This is a genomic window from Povalibacter uvarum, assembly GCF_014202975.1.
Classification (GTDB): Bacteria; Pseudomonadota; Gammaproteobacteria; order Steroidobacterales; family Steroidobacteraceae; genus Steroidobacter; species Steroidobacter uvarum.
The window spans coordinates 859,853-877,737 of record NZ_JACHHZ010000003.1; the positions used below are offsets into that span (position 1 = coordinate 859,853).

General features: G+C 62.1%; 13 protein-coding genes and 1 riboswitch. Of the genes, 5 read left to right on the forward strand and 8 right to left on the reverse strand.

Going from position 1 to position 17,885, the window contains the following annotated elements; genetic code table 11:
* Positions 1-58 precede the first annotated feature (58 nt).
* From HNQ60_RS15120 to HNQ60_RS15130, 3 genes are all read right to left on the reverse strand, one after another.
* On the reverse strand, positions 59-865 hold the full coding sequence (locus HNQ60_RS15120) for a DUF4198 domain-containing protein (protein WP_184333197.1): 807 nt from the start codon (positions 863-865) through the stop codon (positions 59-61).
* Between the two features lie 97 nt (positions 866-962).
* Positions 963-1,469 (reverse strand): DUF2271 domain-containing protein, encoded by a 507-nt coding sequence (locus HNQ60_RS15125; RefSeq protein ID WP_184333199.1) that lies wholly within the window; start codon positions 1,467-1,469, stop codon positions 963-965.
* Between the two features lie 8 nt (positions 1,470-1,477).
* Positions 1,478-2,131, reverse strand: coding sequence for a PepSY-associated TM helix domain-containing protein (locus HNQ60_RS15130; RefSeq protein ID WP_184333200.1), 654 nt, complete (start codon positions 2,129-2,131; stop codon positions 1,478-1,480).
* Between the two features lie 216 nt (positions 2,132-2,347).
* Here HNQ60_RS15130 and HNQ60_RS15135 point away from each other — a divergent pair, with 216 nt between their 5' ends.
* Positions 2,348-3,904: a POT-type proton-dependent oligopeptide transporter gene (locus tag HNQ60_RS15135; RefSeq protein WP_184333202.1), complete on the forward strand. Its 1,557-nt coding sequence runs from the start codon at positions 2,348-2,350 to the stop codon at positions 3,902-3,904.
* On the opposite strand, the gene HNQ60_RS15140 is transcribed toward HNQ60_RS15135, so the two are convergent.
* Both HNQ60_RS15140 and HNQ60_RS15145 read right to left on the reverse strand, forming a co-directional pair.
* On the reverse strand, positions 3,905-5,383 hold the full coding sequence (locus tag HNQ60_RS15140; protein WP_184333204.1) for a PepSY-associated TM helix domain-containing protein: 1,479 nt from the start codon (positions 5,381-5,383) through the stop codon (positions 3,905-3,907). It lies immediately after the preceding gene.
* 108 nt (positions 5,384-5,491) lie between these two features.
* Complete coding sequence (locus tag HNQ60_RS15145) at positions 5,492-7,483, reverse strand: TonB-dependent receptor plug domain-containing protein (RefSeq protein ID WP_184333206.1); 1,992 nt, start codon at positions 7,481-7,483, stop codon at positions 5,492-5,494.
* Positions 7,484-7,689: 206 nt separating this feature from the next.
* On the opposite strand from HNQ60_RS15145, the gene HNQ60_RS15150 reads away from it, so the two are divergent.
* Positions 7,690-8,931: a hypothetical protein gene (locus HNQ60_RS15150; RefSeq protein WP_184333207.1), complete on the forward strand. Its 1,242-nt coding sequence runs from the start codon at positions 7,690-7,692 to the stop codon at positions 8,929-8,931.
* 88 nt (positions 8,932-9,019) lie between these two features.
* On the opposite strand, the gene HNQ60_RS15155 is transcribed toward HNQ60_RS15150, so the two are convergent.
* Entirely contained in the window at positions 9,020-10,033 is a 1,014-nt protein-coding gene (locus HNQ60_RS15155; protein WP_184333208.1) for a ribonucleotide-diphosphate reductase subunit beta, read from the reverse strand.
* Positions 10,034-10,107: 74 nt separating this feature from the next.
* Complete coding sequence (locus HNQ60_RS15160; RefSeq protein ID WP_221304216.1) at positions 10,108-12,516, reverse strand: ribonucleoside-diphosphate reductase subunit alpha; 2,409 nt, start codon at positions 12,514-12,516, stop codon at positions 10,108-10,110.
* Positions 12,517-12,746: 230 nt separating this feature from the next.
* Positions 12,747-12,984, reverse strand: a riboswitch (cobalamin riboswitch).
* Positions 12,985-13,117: 133 nt separating this feature from the next.
* Here HNQ60_RS15160 and HNQ60_RS15165 point away from each other — a divergent pair.
* Both HNQ60_RS15165 and HNQ60_RS15170 read left to right on the forward strand, forming a co-directional pair.
* Entirely contained in the window at positions 13,118-13,717 is a 600-nt protein-coding gene (locus HNQ60_RS15165) for a HupE/UreJ family protein (protein WP_184333210.1), read from the forward strand.
* A gap of 160 nt (positions 13,718-13,877) precedes the next feature.
* On the forward strand, positions 13,878-14,360 hold the full coding sequence (locus tag HNQ60_RS15170) for a hypothetical protein (RefSeq protein ID WP_184333212.1): 483 nt from the start codon (positions 13,878-13,880) through the stop codon (positions 14,358-14,360).
* Positions 14,361-14,363: 3 nt separating this feature from the next.
* Here HNQ60_RS15170 and HNQ60_RS15175 read toward each other — a convergent pair whose 3' ends face one another.
* A complete protein-coding gene (locus tag HNQ60_RS15175; RefSeq protein WP_184333214.1) occupies positions 14,364-15,362 on the reverse strand; it encodes a threonine ammonia-lyase in 999 nt (332 codons plus the stop codon).
* Between the two features lie 186 nt (positions 15,363-15,548).
* Here HNQ60_RS15175 and HNQ60_RS15180 point away from each other — a divergent pair, with 186 nt between their 5' ends.
* On the forward strand, positions 15,549-17,798 hold the full coding sequence (locus HNQ60_RS15180) for a TonB-dependent hemoglobin/transferrin/lactoferrin family receptor (protein ID WP_221304217.1): 2,250 nt from the start codon (positions 15,549-15,551) through the stop codon (positions 17,796-17,798).
* Positions 17,799-17,885 lie beyond the last annotated feature (87 nt).

A 17,885-nucleotide genomic window follows, 5' to 3' on the forward strand; every position in this document is an offset into this window, starting at 1 on the left:
AATGAGTCTTTCGGCGATGAGCGGCAACAGCGCGCCGCTCATCGCTCACAGCTCGCTGCTATTGCTGCAGTACTTCGAACGTCGCCACGTAGCTCACGCGACGCTGCTTCGCCTGCTTCACCGACGTCTTCTCGTCCTGGAGCGTGGCTTCGAGCCAGTACATGCCGGGTTCGGGCCACGTGACGGCGAACTCGCCGTTGCCGTCGGTCTTCACTTTGATCTCGTTCTGCTGATCGCGATAGCGCGTGCCGCCGGCGACGATTTCCAGTTCGAGATCCGCTGCGGGCTTGCCGTCGAGCAGGAAGCGGAATTTCGCTTCCTCGGTGGCGTAGAGATCGTTGGGATGCGTGATCGGCACGAGCTCGAGGCCGATGTTGTCAGCCTTCAGCGCCGTCGTCGTCGGCTTGCCCGCCGTCACGAAGGTTTCGACGCGACCCGCCGATTCGGAGACCTGCAGGTTGGCGGCGTTCTGCGGTACTTCCGTCGCGAACTTCTCAGCCGTGCCGCGCCAACGCTTGCGCTGGCCGTTCTCTTCGTAATTGGCGAACAGGCCGCGATTCACGTTCGCGAGCCGATACGTGCCGTTCTGCGTGAGATGCAGGTCGAATGTCGTGCGGTACTTGCCGGTTGCGAGATTCTCGGGCTTCACCGTCGAGCCATCCGGAGCAGTGATCACGAGGCCCTCCATGCGCAGCGGGACGTGATTGAAGTAGAACAGGTCGTTGGACACAGCCGCATCGACGGTGACCCACTGATCGACCGTCGTCACGGTGGCGGAAGGAAGCAGCCAGGCTTTGTGGGCGTGGGCGGCGAAGGGGGCCGAGGCTGCGAGGAGTATCGTGGCGATCTTGAGCGCGTGTTTCATACGAGAGTCTCCGGGCATATTCGAGGAATCGTGTCAGGGATCCGGCGGCGAGCGGCGAGCGGTGAGCCAACGGCCTTCTGGCTCGCCGCTCATCGCCTCATTTCACATCCAGCGTAACCAAGCCCAGCTCCGTCTTGCCCTGGGCTGTGCCGTGCTGCTGCTTGCCCGGCCATTCGAATGGGACGCGCAGCAGTTCGCGGCCGCCGACTTCGCGTGAAGCTTCGACGACGAGGTTGTACTTGCCGTTCTTCAGGCCGGCGAGCTGTTTGCTGTCGCCCTTGAACGAGAGCGTGTGTTCACCGACCGGCCGGGTCGCGCCGGTGACGCCGTCGATCGGCATCGCTTCCGCCCGGCCGCCCCGACGCCACCATTGACGCAGGTCCTTGAGCCACTGCGTGCCGTCTTCCTTTTTCGGGTCGGTCTGGTACCAGACCGCGAGATGCTTCGCGATGCTCTGGTCTTCGTTCTCGATCCAGATCGCGAGGTAGGGACGGTGATACTCGGCGACGTTCAGCGTCGGGATCTGGACTTTGACGGTCAGCTCGGCCGCGGCGGCCGGAAGCGACAGCGCGCCGAGAATCGAAACCAGCAACAGCTTCTTCATGATGTCTCTTAGTGAATGAACAGAATCGCAAGCAGCAGCGGCAGCACCAGTCCCAGCGTCACCATCGGCCAGGTCGCCGGCCGGTGGTTCGAATGCATCTTCAGCAGGAACAGACCCGTGACCGCAAAGATCAGCGCTGCGAACGCAAACACATCGATGAACAGACTCCACGCGGCGCCGGTGTTGCGGCCCTTGTGAAGATCGTTGAAATACGAAATCCAGCCGCGGTCCGTCAGTTCGTGCGTGACTTCGCCGCTCGCGAGATCGATCGTCATCCACGCATCGCCGCCCGGACGCGGCAGCGACACATAGATCTCATCCTCTGACCACTCCGGCTTGCCGCTCTCGAGGCGTACCGACATCTGCTCCCGCACCCAGCGCACGAGATCCGCCGGCAGCGGGCGATTCGCGTCGCCTTCGCTTGCCTCCTCCTGCATCGACTCGAGCAGGGCAGGGGGAAGCTCCGACAGCGTCGTCGTGACTTCCGGCTTCGATGTGATCGCGCTCGCGTGATTCAGCGTGAAGCCGGTGATGCTGAAGAGAACCATGCCGATCAGGCACGCCGCGGCACTCACCCAATGCCATTGGTGAAGGTGCTTCAGCCAGAACGCCCGGTTCTTCTGCTCCCGTGCTGTGGTTGGTGCGCGCGCCGCTTCGGCCATCGAATCGCTTTTGGAGGTCGGCAGGGTCTTGGAGGTCGAGGGCATCATAGTGAGAATGATTCTTATTGGCAACGTATCCGAGAGCGCGCTCGTCATCCCCGGCGAACGCGGGCATCCATGCGCATCAACAAGGTGGACCCCCGCCGGCGCGGGGACGACGAATCTTTCCTGTTACCCTGAATCCTGGTTCCTTCGATTCGCCGGAGCTGCCGAAGAATGAACAACAACACCGCCGCGCCAACGACGGGACAGATGCCGCGACAGATCCCTTACATCATCGCGAACGAGGCCTGCGAACGATTCAGCTTCTACGGGATGCGCAACATCCTGACGCCGTTTCTGGTCACGGCGCTGTTGCTGTACGCGCCTGAAGCGGAGCGGGCCGGGATCGCCAAGGATGTTTTTCATGCGTTCGTCATCGGCGTCTATTTCTTCCCGCTGCTCGGCGGCTGGCTCGCCGACCGGTTCTTCGGCAAGTACAACACCGTCCTCTGGATGTCGCTGGTGTATTGCGCGGGGCATGCGTGCCTCGCGATGTTCGACGACAACCGCACCGGCTTCTACTTCGGCCTGTTCCTGATCGCGTTCGGCTCGGGCGGCATCAAACCGCTGGTCGTGTCGTTCGTCGGCGATCAGTTCGACCAGACCAACAAGCAACGGGCGAAGCTGGTCTTCGATGCGTTCTACTGGACGATCAACTTCGGATCGTTCTTCGCGTCGTTGCTGATGCCGATCTTCCTGCGCAAGTACGGACCGAGCGTGGCGTTCGGCATTCCCGGCATTCTCATGTTCATTGCGACGTTCGTGTTCTGGCTGGGCCGCAAGAAATATGTGCGGGTGCCGCCTGCGCCGCCGCACCCGGATTCGTTCCTGAATGTCGTGCGCACCGCGCTCACGTCGCGCTCGCCGGGAGATGGCAGGCAAGGGCTCGTGATCGCGATCGTAGGAGTCTTGCTCGCGATCGCCTCTTTCGGTCTCCTCGGTACATTGAGCTTCGTTGCCGTCGCCTGCATGGCGATGGTGTTTCTGCTGGTTTTCGGCGGAGCAGGCGCGTGGATGCAGCTCGATCGCGCCCGGAGCATTCACCCGCAGGAAGCTGTCGACGGCGTTCGCGCGGTATTGCGCATTCTGATCGTGTTCGCGCTCATCACGCCGTTCTGGTCGCTGTTCGACCAGAAGGCGTCGACCTGGATCCTGCAGGCCGACCAGATGACCAAGCCGGAGTGGTTTCATTCGGCGCAGATGCAGGCACTGAATCCCGCTCTCGTGATGCTGCTCATTCCGTTCAATAATCTCGTGCTGTATCCCGCGCTTCGCCGCATCGGTATCGATCCCACGCCGCTGCGTCGCATGGGCTTCGGCATCGCGTTCTCGGGGCTCGCATGGATCGCGGCGGGAGCGATCCAACTCGAGATCGATGGCGGCACGCCTGTGTCGGTAGCGTGGCAGGTGCTGCCTTACGCGCTGCTGACGTTCGGTGAAGTACTCGTATCCGCCACCGGCCTGGAGTTCGCCTACAGCCAGGCGCCCGCGTCGATGAAGGGCGTGATCATGGCGTTCTGGTATCTCTCGAACACCGTCGGCAATCTCTGGGTCCTGCTCGCCAATGCCAGCGTCCGCAACGAAACGGTAACGGCCCACATCGAGAGCACGGGCTTGAGTGAGGCAGCGTTCCTCATGTTCTTCTTCGCGATGTTTGCGCTGGTAGTGGCGGGGATCTTCGGGCTCTATGCGCGGCGGTATCCGATGCAGGATCACTACAGGACGGCGTGATCACGTCCGTCTCTTCAGATGCTTCCATCCGATCACCACGCCGCTCACCGAGATCGTCAATCCCGCGAGCGATAACACCCACAGGAGCAGATCCCACGCGGGCCGCGCATTGAGCAACCAGCGGAAGTCGAAGCTGTGCAGTGCGTTGAAGAGCCAGCGGTGGATGCGATCGCTGTCGCGCATCCACCCGACGATCTTTCCCGTGCGGGGATCGACATGAACCCAGGTGTGATCGGCATCGTCGAACTTGAATCGGAGCACCGGCACACTCCGTTCGCCGCGCCGCGAGTACCAATACGCATCTTCGTGGTCGAGGGTCTCGCTCTCGACGAGCTTCGCATCGGCGAGCAGCTTGGGGGCCGCTGCCACCAAATCAGCTTCCCGCAACTGCGTCGTGTTGCCGGCCGCTGCATCGATGAGTTGCGTCTCACTGCGCTCGTTCATCAGGACGATCGTCGGGCGCCCAAGTATCCAGACGAATGCGGCTTCGCGGGCGTTGCGATCGGTCAGTCGATGGAAGGTCGCCGCGTCCATCGGGAAATCTGCTTCTGTGTTTCCCGCGAACGCCGCGGTGCCTGCCGTGATCCGTCGCGGATCGAATGGTTTTTCCCAGGGAACGGGCGGGCCCATCGACAGCCAGCCGCTGAAGATCCATGTGAGAACGAATACGCCGCCGATGACGCCGGCGATGTGATGCCATGCCATCCAGCCGCGGAATGGCGTGACAGAGCTGTTCGGGTTGCCGCGACGAAGTCGCAGACGATCGATGCCGAGCCAGAGGCCGGTGATCGCACCGAAGATGCCGATGCCCGACGTCCACATGACGACCTGGCTCCACATCGGGCCATTCACACGCAGATCACGGAAGTAGAACCAGTGCAGGACTGCGCCGACCCAGTTCCATGCGCGTTCGCGTCGAGTGCTGTCGAGCACGATCTCGCCGGTGACCGACGATATGTACACCTCGGTGCCGGGAGCATCGTTCAACGGCACGAGATGCAGCGGACGGTGAGGGTTGTAAGTGCCCGCGACCGACCATTGATCGAGTTCGATCGTCGTGGCAACGGCTGGCTGCGCATCGGGTGCGCTCAGTCGTGCGATCGACAGCGCCTGCGACGGCGTGATGTGCTCGATGATGCGACCGTCGACGGCAGAGACGGCGCGAGTCGGCCATCCGTTTGCCACGACCTGGTAGACCGGTTCGCCGTTCATCATGACCAACCGGAAACTGCGGGGGAACTCGGCGAGCGAGAGGCCCTGCAAGACCCGCTCGGGTTCAATCCTGACCCGATTCCATTCGATGGCTCGTGAGCGGGACATGCGTTCCGCCGTCGTCAGTGACGGATAGCCCACGTACATCATCACCAGGCCGGATGCGAACCAGACGACGAAGAGGATGCAGGTGATGATGCCGAGCCAGCGATGGCCAATGACCAGCCAGCGCAACGCAATCGACCCCAGGCTCTGCGATCCCGTCATGAATGTCGTCGATCCGGTGGAAGAAAGAGAGGTAGGTGTAGTTGCATGTGGCCCGCAACGCAACGTCCGGGGGTACTCGGCGTTGCGCGTCAGGCCCTGACACCTGCCTCAGAACTGATACGTGTAGTTCAGATTGAATGTTTGCGGTACGCCCAGGCGCTGCACGAGTACGGGCCCGGTGCCGTTGTCCGCCTGCACCTGCGCCAGTCTCGTCGCATATTCCTCATCGAACACGTTCTGGACGCCCGCGCCGATCCGGTGATGACGATCGCGATCGAGATAGACGCGGGCCGTGAGGTTCAGCGTCGTGTAGTTGCCGAAGTTGCGGCGCCCGAACGCGCCGACCGACTGGTAAACGTCGCCGACCCAGTAAAGCGATGCGCCCGCCTCGAAGCGGCCCTGGGCGGGAGCGTAGTTGAGCCCGGCCTTTGCAAAGCGCTCGGGCGTGCGCGGACGTTGCAGATCGGATCCTTCGTTGCGCGAGCGTGTATAGGTGTAGCTCGCATTCAGTTTGAAGGCTTCGCCGATTGGCGTCGTCAGTGAAGCCTCGGCGCCGCGAACTTCCACGGTACCGACGACATTCTCGTAGCGCCCATTCGGATACGCGGGATCGTCGTAGCCGACATCGATCAGATTGTCGATGTCGCGCGCGAAGCCCGTCAGCAGCCACGCGAGCGGGCGTGAGCCGATATGGATGTCGCCGCCGATGGAGAGGTTCACGTTCTTGCTCTCCTCTGGCTTGAGGTCGGGATTGCCTGCGTAGTCGCCATCGTCCGGATAGCCGACGTAATAAAGCTGTTCAGCGCTGGGGAGGAGGAAGGCCGTCCCGACAACGCCCTGCACATACACCGCATCCGTCATGTCGTAGCGACCGCTGACATTCCATACCGTTGCGTCCTTGCCGCTGGTGCCACGGTTGTAGCGCACGCCGCCCGCGAGGTTCAGGTTCTCGAGAGCATTCTCGGCTGTGCGGATGTGGCCGAAGAACGCATTCACGGTTTCCGTTTCGCCGGCGATCGGAAACACATCGTCGCGGGCCTCATAGTTCTGGTAGTCGTAACCGACGTGGTATTCGAGCGCGCCGGCCGGCGTGATCTTCGCGAGCAGCGTGCCGCCGTAGTCCTGGAAGCCCCAGTAGGTGCCAGGCGGGTAGACCACCACTTCCTCCATCGTCACCGGGCGATTCTGGATATTCGCGTACGTCGTGTCCCAATCGTGCAGGTACGCCTTCACCAGCAGTTCGAGATTGTCGCTGGCGCGGAAGCTGAATTTCGCGTTGGCGATATCCTCGTCGCGATTGTTGTAGCTGCGCTTCGTGCGGGCAGCGGAGTTGTTGTCGAGCACGGCGTCGGTGTGATGCCACAGCAAGTCGAGACGGGCGCGATCGCCGAAGTCGTATCCGTACTTCACCCCGAAATTGGTGACGTCGTAGCTGCGGTCCCGGTCGGTCGCGCTCGGCTGGTACATATCGAACTGACGATAACCATCGCCCTCGTCCTTCGAGGCGTAGGCCACGAACTTGTGTGCGCCGATCGTGCCACGGCCGTAAGTGCTGAGGTGGTAGCCGTCGTTGGTGTCAGCGGAAAGCGAGATGTTGCCGCCTGGCTCGTCGCTGAATGTCCGGGTGACCATGTTGATCGCGCCGGCGACACCCTGCGTGCCGTAGAAGAGGCTCTCCGCGCCCTTGAGCACTTCGACACGCTCGACCATGTTGGCCGGCAGGGTGTCGGGGCTGGTGTCGTTGAAGATGCGGTTGTTGATTCGCACGCCGTCCACCAGCCAGAGGACGTCACCAGTGCGGGAACCCTGCAGGGAGACATCGACGTAGTCAAAGGGGCCGCTGCCTGGCGAGACGAAGAGGCCGGGGACTTCGAACTGCAGTGCCGAGCTGACGTCGACATAGCCCGCGGCGGCAATCCGGTCCGCCGTCACTGTCTCGACATCGTGGCCGTACCGCTTCAGTTCGACGGGCAGTGTGTCTTCGATGCTGCGGGCGGTGACGAGCACCTCTTCCAGCGTTTGCGCCTTCGCGGCGACAGTGGACAGGGCGATGGCAGCACCGAGCAATGCACGGGCGGGGCGGGATACTTCTCGAACCACGTAAGCTCTCCTGACACAACTTTGCGGTTTGTGACCGCATTCAGACGTCGGTCCTCGTGGACGGTCGTCCCGAGGAGTGCGGCGAGAGTGCTCAGTGGGGCTTCGGCGTGCCAGTAATTTACTGTTTGCTCTGACGTTATTTAACGTTAACCGCCGTCGCCGCTGCTAGGATGCGGGCCCGGATCGCAGAAAGGTCTCCGTTTTCCGTGCCCGATTCCAGCCCACTTCAGCAACAGGCCGACCTGTTTCGCGCGAGCGGCGCGTTGGGCAAGCCCGGCGCGCTGTCGCGGCTGTTCGACTACCTGCTCGAACGCTCGCTGGCGGGCGAGGCACCGAAAGAGCTCGAGATTGCCTTCAAGGTCTTCGGCAAGGACAGCCGCTTCGATGTCGCACAGGATTCGGTCGTTCGTGTCTACGTTCACAAGCTGCGCCGTCGACTCGATGACTACTATGCGGCGCAGCCGGCGCCAGCAGCGGCTCGGCTCACCATCCCGAAGGGCGAGTACCGGCTGACGATCGAACTCGGCGCAGCGCCAGCGCCGAGTGTCGCTCAGGAAATTCCCGAATCGCGCATACCGAAGCAGCGCGCATGGATCGGTCGCGTTGCGCTGGTGATGGCCTCGATTGCGATCGGTGCTCTCGTTACGTTTCTGTTAATGAGACACGATGGCGGCGATGTGAGGCTGGATGCGGTCCGCGCGAGTCGATTGTGGGCGCCATTGCTGGCGGACGACCTGCCGATCACGATCGTCGTCGGCGACTATTACCTGCTGGGCGAGACGGACGACTCCGGCCGCATCCAGCGATTGGTGCGCGAGTTCTTCGTCAACTCGGCCGACGATTTCGTCCACCAGGTCGAGGCGAGTCCGCGGCTGATGGAGCGATATCGGAATCTGAACCTGACCTACCTGCCGACGTCCACCGCATTCGCGCTGCAGGACATCATTCCGGTACTGGATGCGAAGAAGCGGGTGCGAGTGCTGCTGATGTCCGAGCTGAATGGCAGCATGCTGACGAACAGTCACCTCGTCTACATCGGCTTCTTCAGTGGCCTGGGGATCCTCGGCGACCCCGCGCTCGCTGCGTCGCGCCTGTCGCTGGGCGGCACATTCGACGAGTTGATCGATCGCAAGAGCAATCGGACCTATGTCAGTACCGCCGGCGATCCCAGCGAAAGCCGCTACGTCGACTACGGTTTCGTATCGACGTTCCCCGGACCGGGCAAGAATCGCGTCGTCATCATCGCGGGCACCCGCGATACAGGTGTGATGCACATGGCCGAGGCGGTCGCATCACCCGCTGCGTTGGCTGAAATCGACAAGCAGGCAGGCGATGCGACTGCGTTCGAATCGCTGTTCGAGGTACACGGCGTTGCAAGAAGCGGCATGACGGCGAAAGCGCTCTACACGGCGCCGTTGGATACGCAGCGGATCTGGGAGATGAGATAGCGAAGCGCGGTCGTCATTCCCGCGTACGCGGGAATCCATCTTTCGTTCGGACGGATTCCCGCTTGCGCGGGAATGACGACCTGCCGTCTCAGAACGCCTGGTCGAACGCGACTTCGCCCTGGACTGCCACCTGATACGCCGAGACGCGGCGCTCGAAGAAGTTCGTGAGCTCCTGCACGTCCTGCAGTTCCATGAAGGGCAGGGGATTGCGGGCGTGGTAGCGCGGCTGTAGCCCCAGCATGGCCAGGCGTTGGTCGGCTACGTACTCCAGGTACTGCCGCATCTCTGCGCGCGTCAATCCAATCACGCCACCCGACAGGACGTCGTCCGCGAACACGGCTTCGCACTCCACGGCTTCATCGATCATCGCGTACACCTGCGAAGCCCATTCGTTGTCGAACAGCTGAGGCGATTCGCGGCGTACGGTGTTGATGACTTCGAACGCGAATGCCATGTGTGCGCTTTCGTCGCGAAAGACCCAGTTTGTGCCTGCAGCGAGGCCCGGTAGGAGTCCGCGTGAGCGCAGGAAGTAGACGTAGGCAAAGGCACCGAAAAAGAACAAGCCTTCGATGCAGCTCGCGAAGCACGTGAGGTTCAGCAGGAAGCGACGCTTGTCGGCATCGTTCGTTGTGCTTTCCAGGCTGAACACCGCGTCCGTCCATCGCTGGCAGAACTCCGCCTTGCGACGGATCGAGGGAATACTCTCGATCGCGGCGAATGCCTGCGCCCTGCGATCAGGATCCGGAACGTAGTTGTCGAGCAGCGTGAGATAGAACTGGATGTGCAGCGCCTCCTCGAACAGCTGTCGCGACAGGTACATCCGCGCCTCCGGTGCGTTGATGTGCCTGTAAAGGCTGATCACGAGATTGTTGGAGACGATCGAGTCGCCCGTCGCGAAGAATGCCACCAGGCGCTCGATGAGATGACGATCCGCCGCGGTCATGCGCTGTCGCAAGTGACCGAGGTCGATCTGAAAATCGATCTCCTCGACCGTCCACGTATTCTTGATCGCTGCCCGATACATCTCATAGAACCGCGGATACCGCATCGGCCGCAGCGTGAGGTCGAAGCCGGGATTCAACAGTGAAAGCGAGGCGGGCATGGGGATAATCTCTGTAGGTATGTCTGTTTCTTCGATCTGGCTAGCCGGCTGGCCCGGAAAGGAGACGGTCCGCTCTACTGGCACGCCTCGCACATCTCCGGGTTCTCCAGCGAACACACGACCGCATCCGTGTCGCTGGTCTTCGCTGCGTCCGCGCGTACTGTCGTCTTCGCGATGTGTGTGGCAGGCCGGGAGCGCAGGTAGTACGTGGTCTTCAGTCCGCGCTTCCATGCATACATGTACATGCTCGAGAGCTGGCCGATGTTGGGATTCGCCATGAACAGGTTCAGCGACTGGCTCTGGTCGATGAACGCGCCGCGATCCGCGGCGAGATCGATGAGCGAGCGCATGGGCAGCTCCCACGCAGTGCGATAGATCGCACGCAGTTCCTCGGGGAGTTCCCGCAGGTTCTGGATCGAGCCGTCAGCGAGCTTGATCGCGTTGCGCATTTCCTCGGTCCACAGGCCGAGCTGGCGCAGCTCTTCAACCAGGTAGCGGTTCACCTGCAGGAAGTCGCCCGAAAGCGTTTCGCGCTTGAACAGGTTTGACACCTGCGGCTCGATGCACTCGTAGCAGCCGGCGATGGACGCGATCGTCGCGGTTGGCGCAATCGCGATCAGCAGGCTGTTGCGCAGGCCGTGCGTGCGGATCTCGGCGCGCAGCTCGTCCCAGCGCGCGGTATCGGTTGGCGTAACTCCCCAGGCTTCGAACTGCAGTTCGCCCTGTGCGGCGCGGGTTTCGGGAAACGCATCGTGTGCGCCGGATTCGCGTGCCAGCTCCATCGATGTGCGCAACGCGTGAAAATATATGGTCTCGGAGATCTGCGTCGAGAGCTTGCGCGCAGCGTCGCTGTCGAAAGGCAGCCGTAGCAGGAAGAACACATCCTGCAACCCCATGAGGCCGAGTCCCACCGGGCGCCACCGCATGTTGGAGGCGCGTGTGCTGCCGATCGGGTAGAAGTTCAGATCGATGACGCGATCGAGCTGGCGGACAGCGACCTGGACGGTGTGCCCGAGTTTCTCGAAGTCGAAGCCCTCCGGGCCGATGTGACGCGCAAGATTGATGGAGCCGAGATTGCAGACGGCGGTTTCGTCGTTGCTGGTGACTTCGAGAATCTCGGTGCAGAGGTTCGAGAGGTGCACCGTGTTGCCGGGCCTCGCTGTCTGGTTGCACGCCAGATTCGACTTGTCCTTGAAGGTCATCCAGCCGTTCCCTGTCTGGGCGAGTACGCGCATCATGCGTGCGTACAGATCACGAGCACGGAGCGTTTTCCTCGCGACGCCGCGTGCTTCGGCCTGAACATAGGCATCGTCGAACGACTGGCCGAATAGGTCGGGCAGCTCAGGCACATCCTTGGGATCGAACAGCGACCATGGGTCGTCGGCTTCGACGCGACGCATGAACAGATCGGGAATCCAGTTCGCGACATTGATGTGATGTGTGCGGCGGCCTTCATCGCCCGTGTTGTCGCGCAGTTCGAGGAATGCCTCGATGTCGGCGTGCCAGGGTTCGAGGTAGACGCAGGCCGCACCCTTGCGCTTGCCGCCCTGGTTCACTGCGGCGACAGAAGAGTCGAGCGTCTTCAGCCACGGAACGACGCCATTCGAGAGGCCGTTCGTCGCACGGATCAGCGAACCTTCAGAGCGCACGCGATGCCAGGCCACGCCGATGCCGCCGGAGAATTTTGACAGCAGGGCGATGTCCTTGTAGCGGTCATAGATGGACTCGAGCGAATCCTGCGGCGAGTCGAGCAGGAAGCAGCTCGACAGCTGCTCGTGCCGCGTCCCGGCGTTGAACAGCGTGGGCGAGCTCGCGATGTAGTCGAGGTTCGAGAACAGCTGGTAGAGATCGAGCGTTTCCTGGACCGTGGCGCTCAGCGAAGCGGCGATGCGCATCCAGAACTGCTGCGGCGTTTCGATGACGAGACGGCGGGTGGGATGCTTGAGCAGATAGCGATCGTAGAGCGTGCGCAGGCCGAAGTATTCCAGCCCGTAAGTGCGCGATGCGTCCATGGAGTCGTTGAGCTTGCGGGCATTGGCTTCGACGAAGCCGAGCACACGTTCATTGATGAGGCCTACGTCGAAGCCAAGCCGGATCGACTGGGAGAACGAGTAGACGCCGAGTCCCTGGACTTCCTTGTCGATGAATCCGGACAGCAGGCGGGCGGCCAGCTTCGAGTATTCCGGTTCCTCGACCATGAACGATGCAGCGGTGCGAATCGACAGTTCGTCGAGCTCTCGCGTCGTCGCGCCGTCGTACAGGCCCGCGATCGTCTTCAACGCGACCCGCATCGGATCTACCGTGCCGAGGCTGTCGCAACAGCGTGTGACGGCGCGAACGATCTTGTTTACGTCGACGACTTCTCTTGCGCCGCTGCGCTTGGTGACGCGCATTTGCGTACGCGCCGCGGGAGGCGATGTGAGTTTGAACCCGGACTGGGCGGGATGATTCGCAGGCGTCGCTGCTTGTGTGGCTTGGTGCATGTCTGGCTCCCGGAAGCGCGATGCCCGGGAAACGACAGACCAGACGCAATGGATCGATGCGGGCCTTGTGCAGACCGCAGATCATCCGTCGTGGCCTGCCGCTCCCGCGAGCGGAAACGGGCCACGAAGGAAAGAGGGAAGGAGGAAGACACGTGCCGGCAAGTTGCCGCGCAAGGTCATTCCGCCAGCTCCGCCCACGAGAGCCCGACAGCCTTTCATCGCGAGTGCATGACGCGCGATGTCCGCGGCAGGTCTTCGGGCTTTCGGGCGGGATCTCTTGCGAGACCGGATCTACTCGACGTCACTTCCCACGGCCGATCGCCACAGTGTCACGACGCTTTTCGTTCCCGATTACCGCTGCGGGGCAGCTCCGGAATTGCCTCTCGATGTGTGATTCTCGATGGGGCGCACCGGATTCCCTCTTAGGCCCATCCCGTTGGGGTGGGCACCGCTGGCGAACACAAGATATTGTGGCTGGCCCGCCGGCGTCAACCGTTTTGTTCGGGCATGCCGTCTACGTCGAATGACGGTTTGTGGAGGTCGGCGCGCTCGTTTATCGTCGGATCGAGTTCCTTCGTTCGCTTCAACAACAGGACAAGTCATGAGTTCAGCGTGGGTGCGTCGTGCGGCTGGCTTCGGTGCAGGCATCAGCGTGTTGTTGCCGGCGCTGGCATTGGCGCATCCGGAAGGTCACGGTGCGCAGAACGCGATCGACGGATTCCTCCATCCGCTCACCGGTCTTGATCATCTGCTTGCGATGATTGCAGTCGGCCTCTGGGCTGTACACCTGGGGCGACGCGCTGTGCGGATACTGCCGATCGTGTTTCCGGTTGCGATGGTAGTTGGCGCTTTGTTTGCTCTGGGTGGCATTGCGCTACCTGCAATCGAGCCGGCCATCGCCGTATCGGTGATCGTTCTTGGTGTGCTAGTGGCGGCAGGCGTGAGGATGCCCGTTGTTGCCGGTGCAGCGCTCATCGGTGTGTTCGCTGTCTTTCACGGCTATGCACATGCAACTGAAGGCCCTTCAGCGAACATGCTCGCGTATGCCATCGGATTCGTCGGGGCAACCGTCGCGCTGCACGCGGTCGGAATCGTTGCAGGCGCATGGATCGCGCGTAATGATCTCCAGCACAGCCGCGTCGTGAATGGATTGGCCGGCACAGCAATCGCGCTTGCGGGCACTGCGATTCTGATCATCTGATCGCGACGCAAGCCGATCGACGGCTTGCAAAGACGCGTCCGCGGATTATTATCGGGCCGCTCGCTGCGAAATCGCGGCGAGCTGCCAGCCTTGCCGGTTCGCCATCGCGGACCTGGTCGCCAGCACGGAATCCTCCCTGTGCATTTCACGGCGACCTCCAATGAACACTTTCGATATCCATGCACTGTCTTCGGCGGAACGTTTCGTCATCTGGAGTCTGCGGCTGGGGCTCTCGCCGCAAATCTCCAGCGAGAAGGCGCGCAGCGCACTGATCAGCGGCTTTCGCGCTGCCTGCGTGAGCGATGCGTTGCCGCACTTCACTGAGATGACCGAGACGATCGCCACGTTGTGGTACGAGGAGCAGCATGTGCCCGATGTTCATTGCACGTGCTGTCCCTGCATAGGCAAGGATGAGTGGCGATTGGTTCAAGCCGTGGCGGCGCTGCAGTTTCGCGATGTGGCGCTGGCAGTCAGTTATCTCGCAGAGGTGCTGCCGCCTGCGGGTATTCGCAGCGTTCTGCATCGGGCGATGCACGTTGCCGCGATCCTCGGTTCAGTCGGCTGGACATTGCGCTGCGTCGTGCACGAAGCAGCCAACTGCGCGGCATTTCATGCACCGGGCAGCGAGCCGTCGATTCACTAGGAATCAGCGAGGAGGGCGGCTCAGCGCATCGCGATAGAGCGCGGGATCGACATTGCCTCCGCTCAGTACGATGCCGACCGTCTGGCCGCGATAGTCGTTGTTGCCGTAGAGAAGCGAGGCGAGCGCGACGACACCGCCCGGCTCGACGACGAGCTTCAGCTCGCGCCATGCGAAGGCGATTGCATCGAGCGCGTCGTCGTCGCTGACACTCAAACCTCCGGCGAGCCGCTCGCGCAGAATGGGCCATGTGATCTCACCCGGCGTCGAAGGCATCAGGGCGTCGCAGATTGTGCGTGCGCTGGGATCGACACGCTCTCGCTGGCCGGATTTCAATGACCGTGCAGTGTCGTCGAACCGCGCGGGTTCGACGGAATACACCTTAGTGCCCGGACTCACTGCTGACATTGCGAGCGCGCTGCCGGACGTGAGACCGCCGCCGCCGCACGGAACGAGCAGGGCATCGAGATCGCGATTGAGCAGTGATCGTGTTTGCGCTGCCATTTCCAATGCAGCTGTTCCCTGGCCCGCGATGACATCCGGATCATCGTACGGTGGGACGAGCGTCGCGCCACGTTCGCGCGCGAGTTCGCGTCCGATCTTTTCTCGGTCTTGTGTATGGCGATCGTAAAGCACGATCTCTGCGCCCAGTCGACGCGTGTGCTCGAGCTTGATGGCGGGAGCATCGGACGGCATCACGATGGCCGCGTGCATGCCGAGTCGCTGCGCCGCTGCAGCTACGCCTTGAGCATGATTGCCCGAAGACCATGCGACTGCGCCACGCTGTCTTTCCTCCGGCGGGATCTGCGACAGGCGGTTGTAAGCGCCACGAAACTTGAACGCGCCGCCGATCTGCAGGCATTCCGCTTTGATGACGACGTTTGCACCGATGCGCTCATTGAGGATCCGGTTCTGCAGCAAGGGTGTCGTGACCGCATGACCGGCGAGGCGTCTGGCCGCGGCGAAGACATCGGCGCTGGAAGGTTCGGCGGATTGGGTCGACACGTCTGAATCCTCGGGCCAGGGGAGGCCGGCAGCACTATACGTGCAGGGCCTTGCCAGCAGGTATCGCTCCAAATGATAATGATTCGCATCTTTTCATCGTGGGCCAGCCCGCCGCCCTGCCGAAGCGATCGCTGACGGCAGATCGCCAGCCACCCTGCGCAATCTTGCGTGATTCAGGAGTGGACCGTGCGAACCCAGCTGCGATGTGTCATCGCGTATTCCCTGTTCTGTGCCTCTGTCGCCGCCGCGGCGAACAACGATCAGGCCGATTCCCCGGCCAGGATCGAGCAGGAGCTCAAGAAGATCTCGGTTACTGCAACGCGCGGTCCGCGCGAGCTCGATGGCATCGCGAGCACGGTGACCGTGAAGGATGCTGCCGAGATCGAAGCGGAGCTCGCCTCCGACATCAAGGACCTGGTGCGTTACGAGCCGGGCATTTCGGTTGGCAACGCACCCACCCGATTCGGGCTCGCCGGATTCAACATTCGCGGCATCGATGGCAACCGCGTGCTCATTCGCATCGATGACGTGCGGATGTCCGATGCGTTCGCGATCGGCAGCTTCTCGGATGCGCGCCGGAATCTCGTCGATCTCGATGCGGTGAAGTCCATGGAAATCATTCGCGGCGCTGCCTCCGCGCTGTACGGCTCCGATGCGATCGGCGGTGTCGTGAGCTTCGTGATGAAAGATCCCGTCGACTACATCGAGCCCGGTCGCAGCAGCTATTTTTCAGTGAAATCCGGCTACCAGAGCGATGACGACGGTGTCGTGCTTGGTGGCACATTGGCGCTGGGCAACGACACGCTGAGCGGGCTGGTCAACCTGACTCGTCGCACGGGCCATGAACGCGAGAATCACGGCGACGTCGAGAGCAACGACCGTACGCGCACAGCGCCGAATCCCCAGGACTACGATTCCGACAGTCTGCTCGCGAAGCTGAGCTGGACACCCAATGAAGACAACATCGTGCGACTCACGGTCGACGCGGATCGCAGCGATGTCGAGACCGACGTGCTTTCGGGCGTCGGTGTGTCGGGCACGGGCGCGACAGCCGTGAACACTTTGAGTCTGCTCGGCGACGATTCGCAGGAGCGCAATCGCATCAGTCTCGGTCACGAGTTCTTCGCGACTACCGCCGTATCCGATTCGGTCGAATGGCAGGTGTACTGGCAGGAAACGAACGTGGAGCAGCGCACTGCGGAGCGGCGACACAGCGTTCTGGCGGGGCCGGGGGCAACCGTCCAGCGCGATCGCGAGTTCGATTTCGAGCAGTCGCTGTGGGGTGCTGAGTTGCTGTTGCGGAAGGACCTGAGCATCGGCAGCAGCGAACATCGGTTTACGTACGGTCTGGATGCGGTGACCACCGATACGCAACAGATGCGCAACGGCGTCCAGACCAACCTCGCGACCGGAGCGCGGACTTCCGCGATTCTTCCTGACGTATTCCCGGTGCGCGACTTTCCGACGACGCAAACCGATCAGCTCGCCGCCTACTTCCAGGACGAGATTGCTTTCGGTGACGGCTCGTGGATCGTAACGCCCGGTGTTCGCGTGGATTACTACAAGCTCGATCCGCGGCCGGACGATGTCTTCACCGCGGACAATCCGGGCGTCGCGGTGACCGATCTCGAAGACACCAGCGTCTCGCCGAAGCTTGGCGTCGTGTGGTCATTCACCGATGTCTTGTCCGCGTATGCACAGTACGCACACGGCTTTCGTGCGCCGCCCTACAACGACGTGAACATTGGCTTCACGAACCTGGCGTTTGGGTACACGGCGATCGCCAATCCGGATCTGAAGCCTGAGACCAGCGACGGCTACGAGATCGGTCTGCGCGGCGCGGACGGCAACAGCTTTTTCTCGGTCGCGGCGTTCTACAACGAATACGAGGATCTCATCGAGTCGCTGGGCTTCGTCGGCATCGTGAACGGGTTGCAGGTGTTCCAGTCGCGCAACGTGGCCGAAGCGAGAATCCACGGTGCTGAGTTGCGAGCCGGTGTGGACCTCTCGGCGATGTCCGCGAGCCTGCAGGGCTGGACACTGAAATCGAGCGTTGCTTACGCGCGAGGTGACAATCGCGTCACTGACGAACCGCTGAACTCGATCGATCCGCTCAAAGGGGTGCTCGGAATTGCCTATGATTCCCCGAGCCGGGTGTGGCGAGTCGAGTTGATCGGGACGGCCGTCGAGCGCAAGGAGCGCATCGATGACTCCGCCGGTCCGCAGTTCGCGCCGCCGGGCTACTTCACGCTGGATCTGCTCACGCATCTCAACTTCGGCGAGCGCGTGACTGTGAATGTCGGCATCTTCAATCTGACCGATGAGAAGTATTGGGAATGGGCCGACGTCCGCGGTCGCCCGGCGGCTGATCCCGTGATCGATCGCTATACTCAGCCTGGCGTGAATGCGAGTGCGACGGCCACTGTGCGGTTTTGAGGAACTGAGGTTACTGCAATGAATTCACTGCTTCGCATCGGCGCACTGCTTTGCGTCATTGCTTCTCCAAGCTTTGCGGCGGATGAC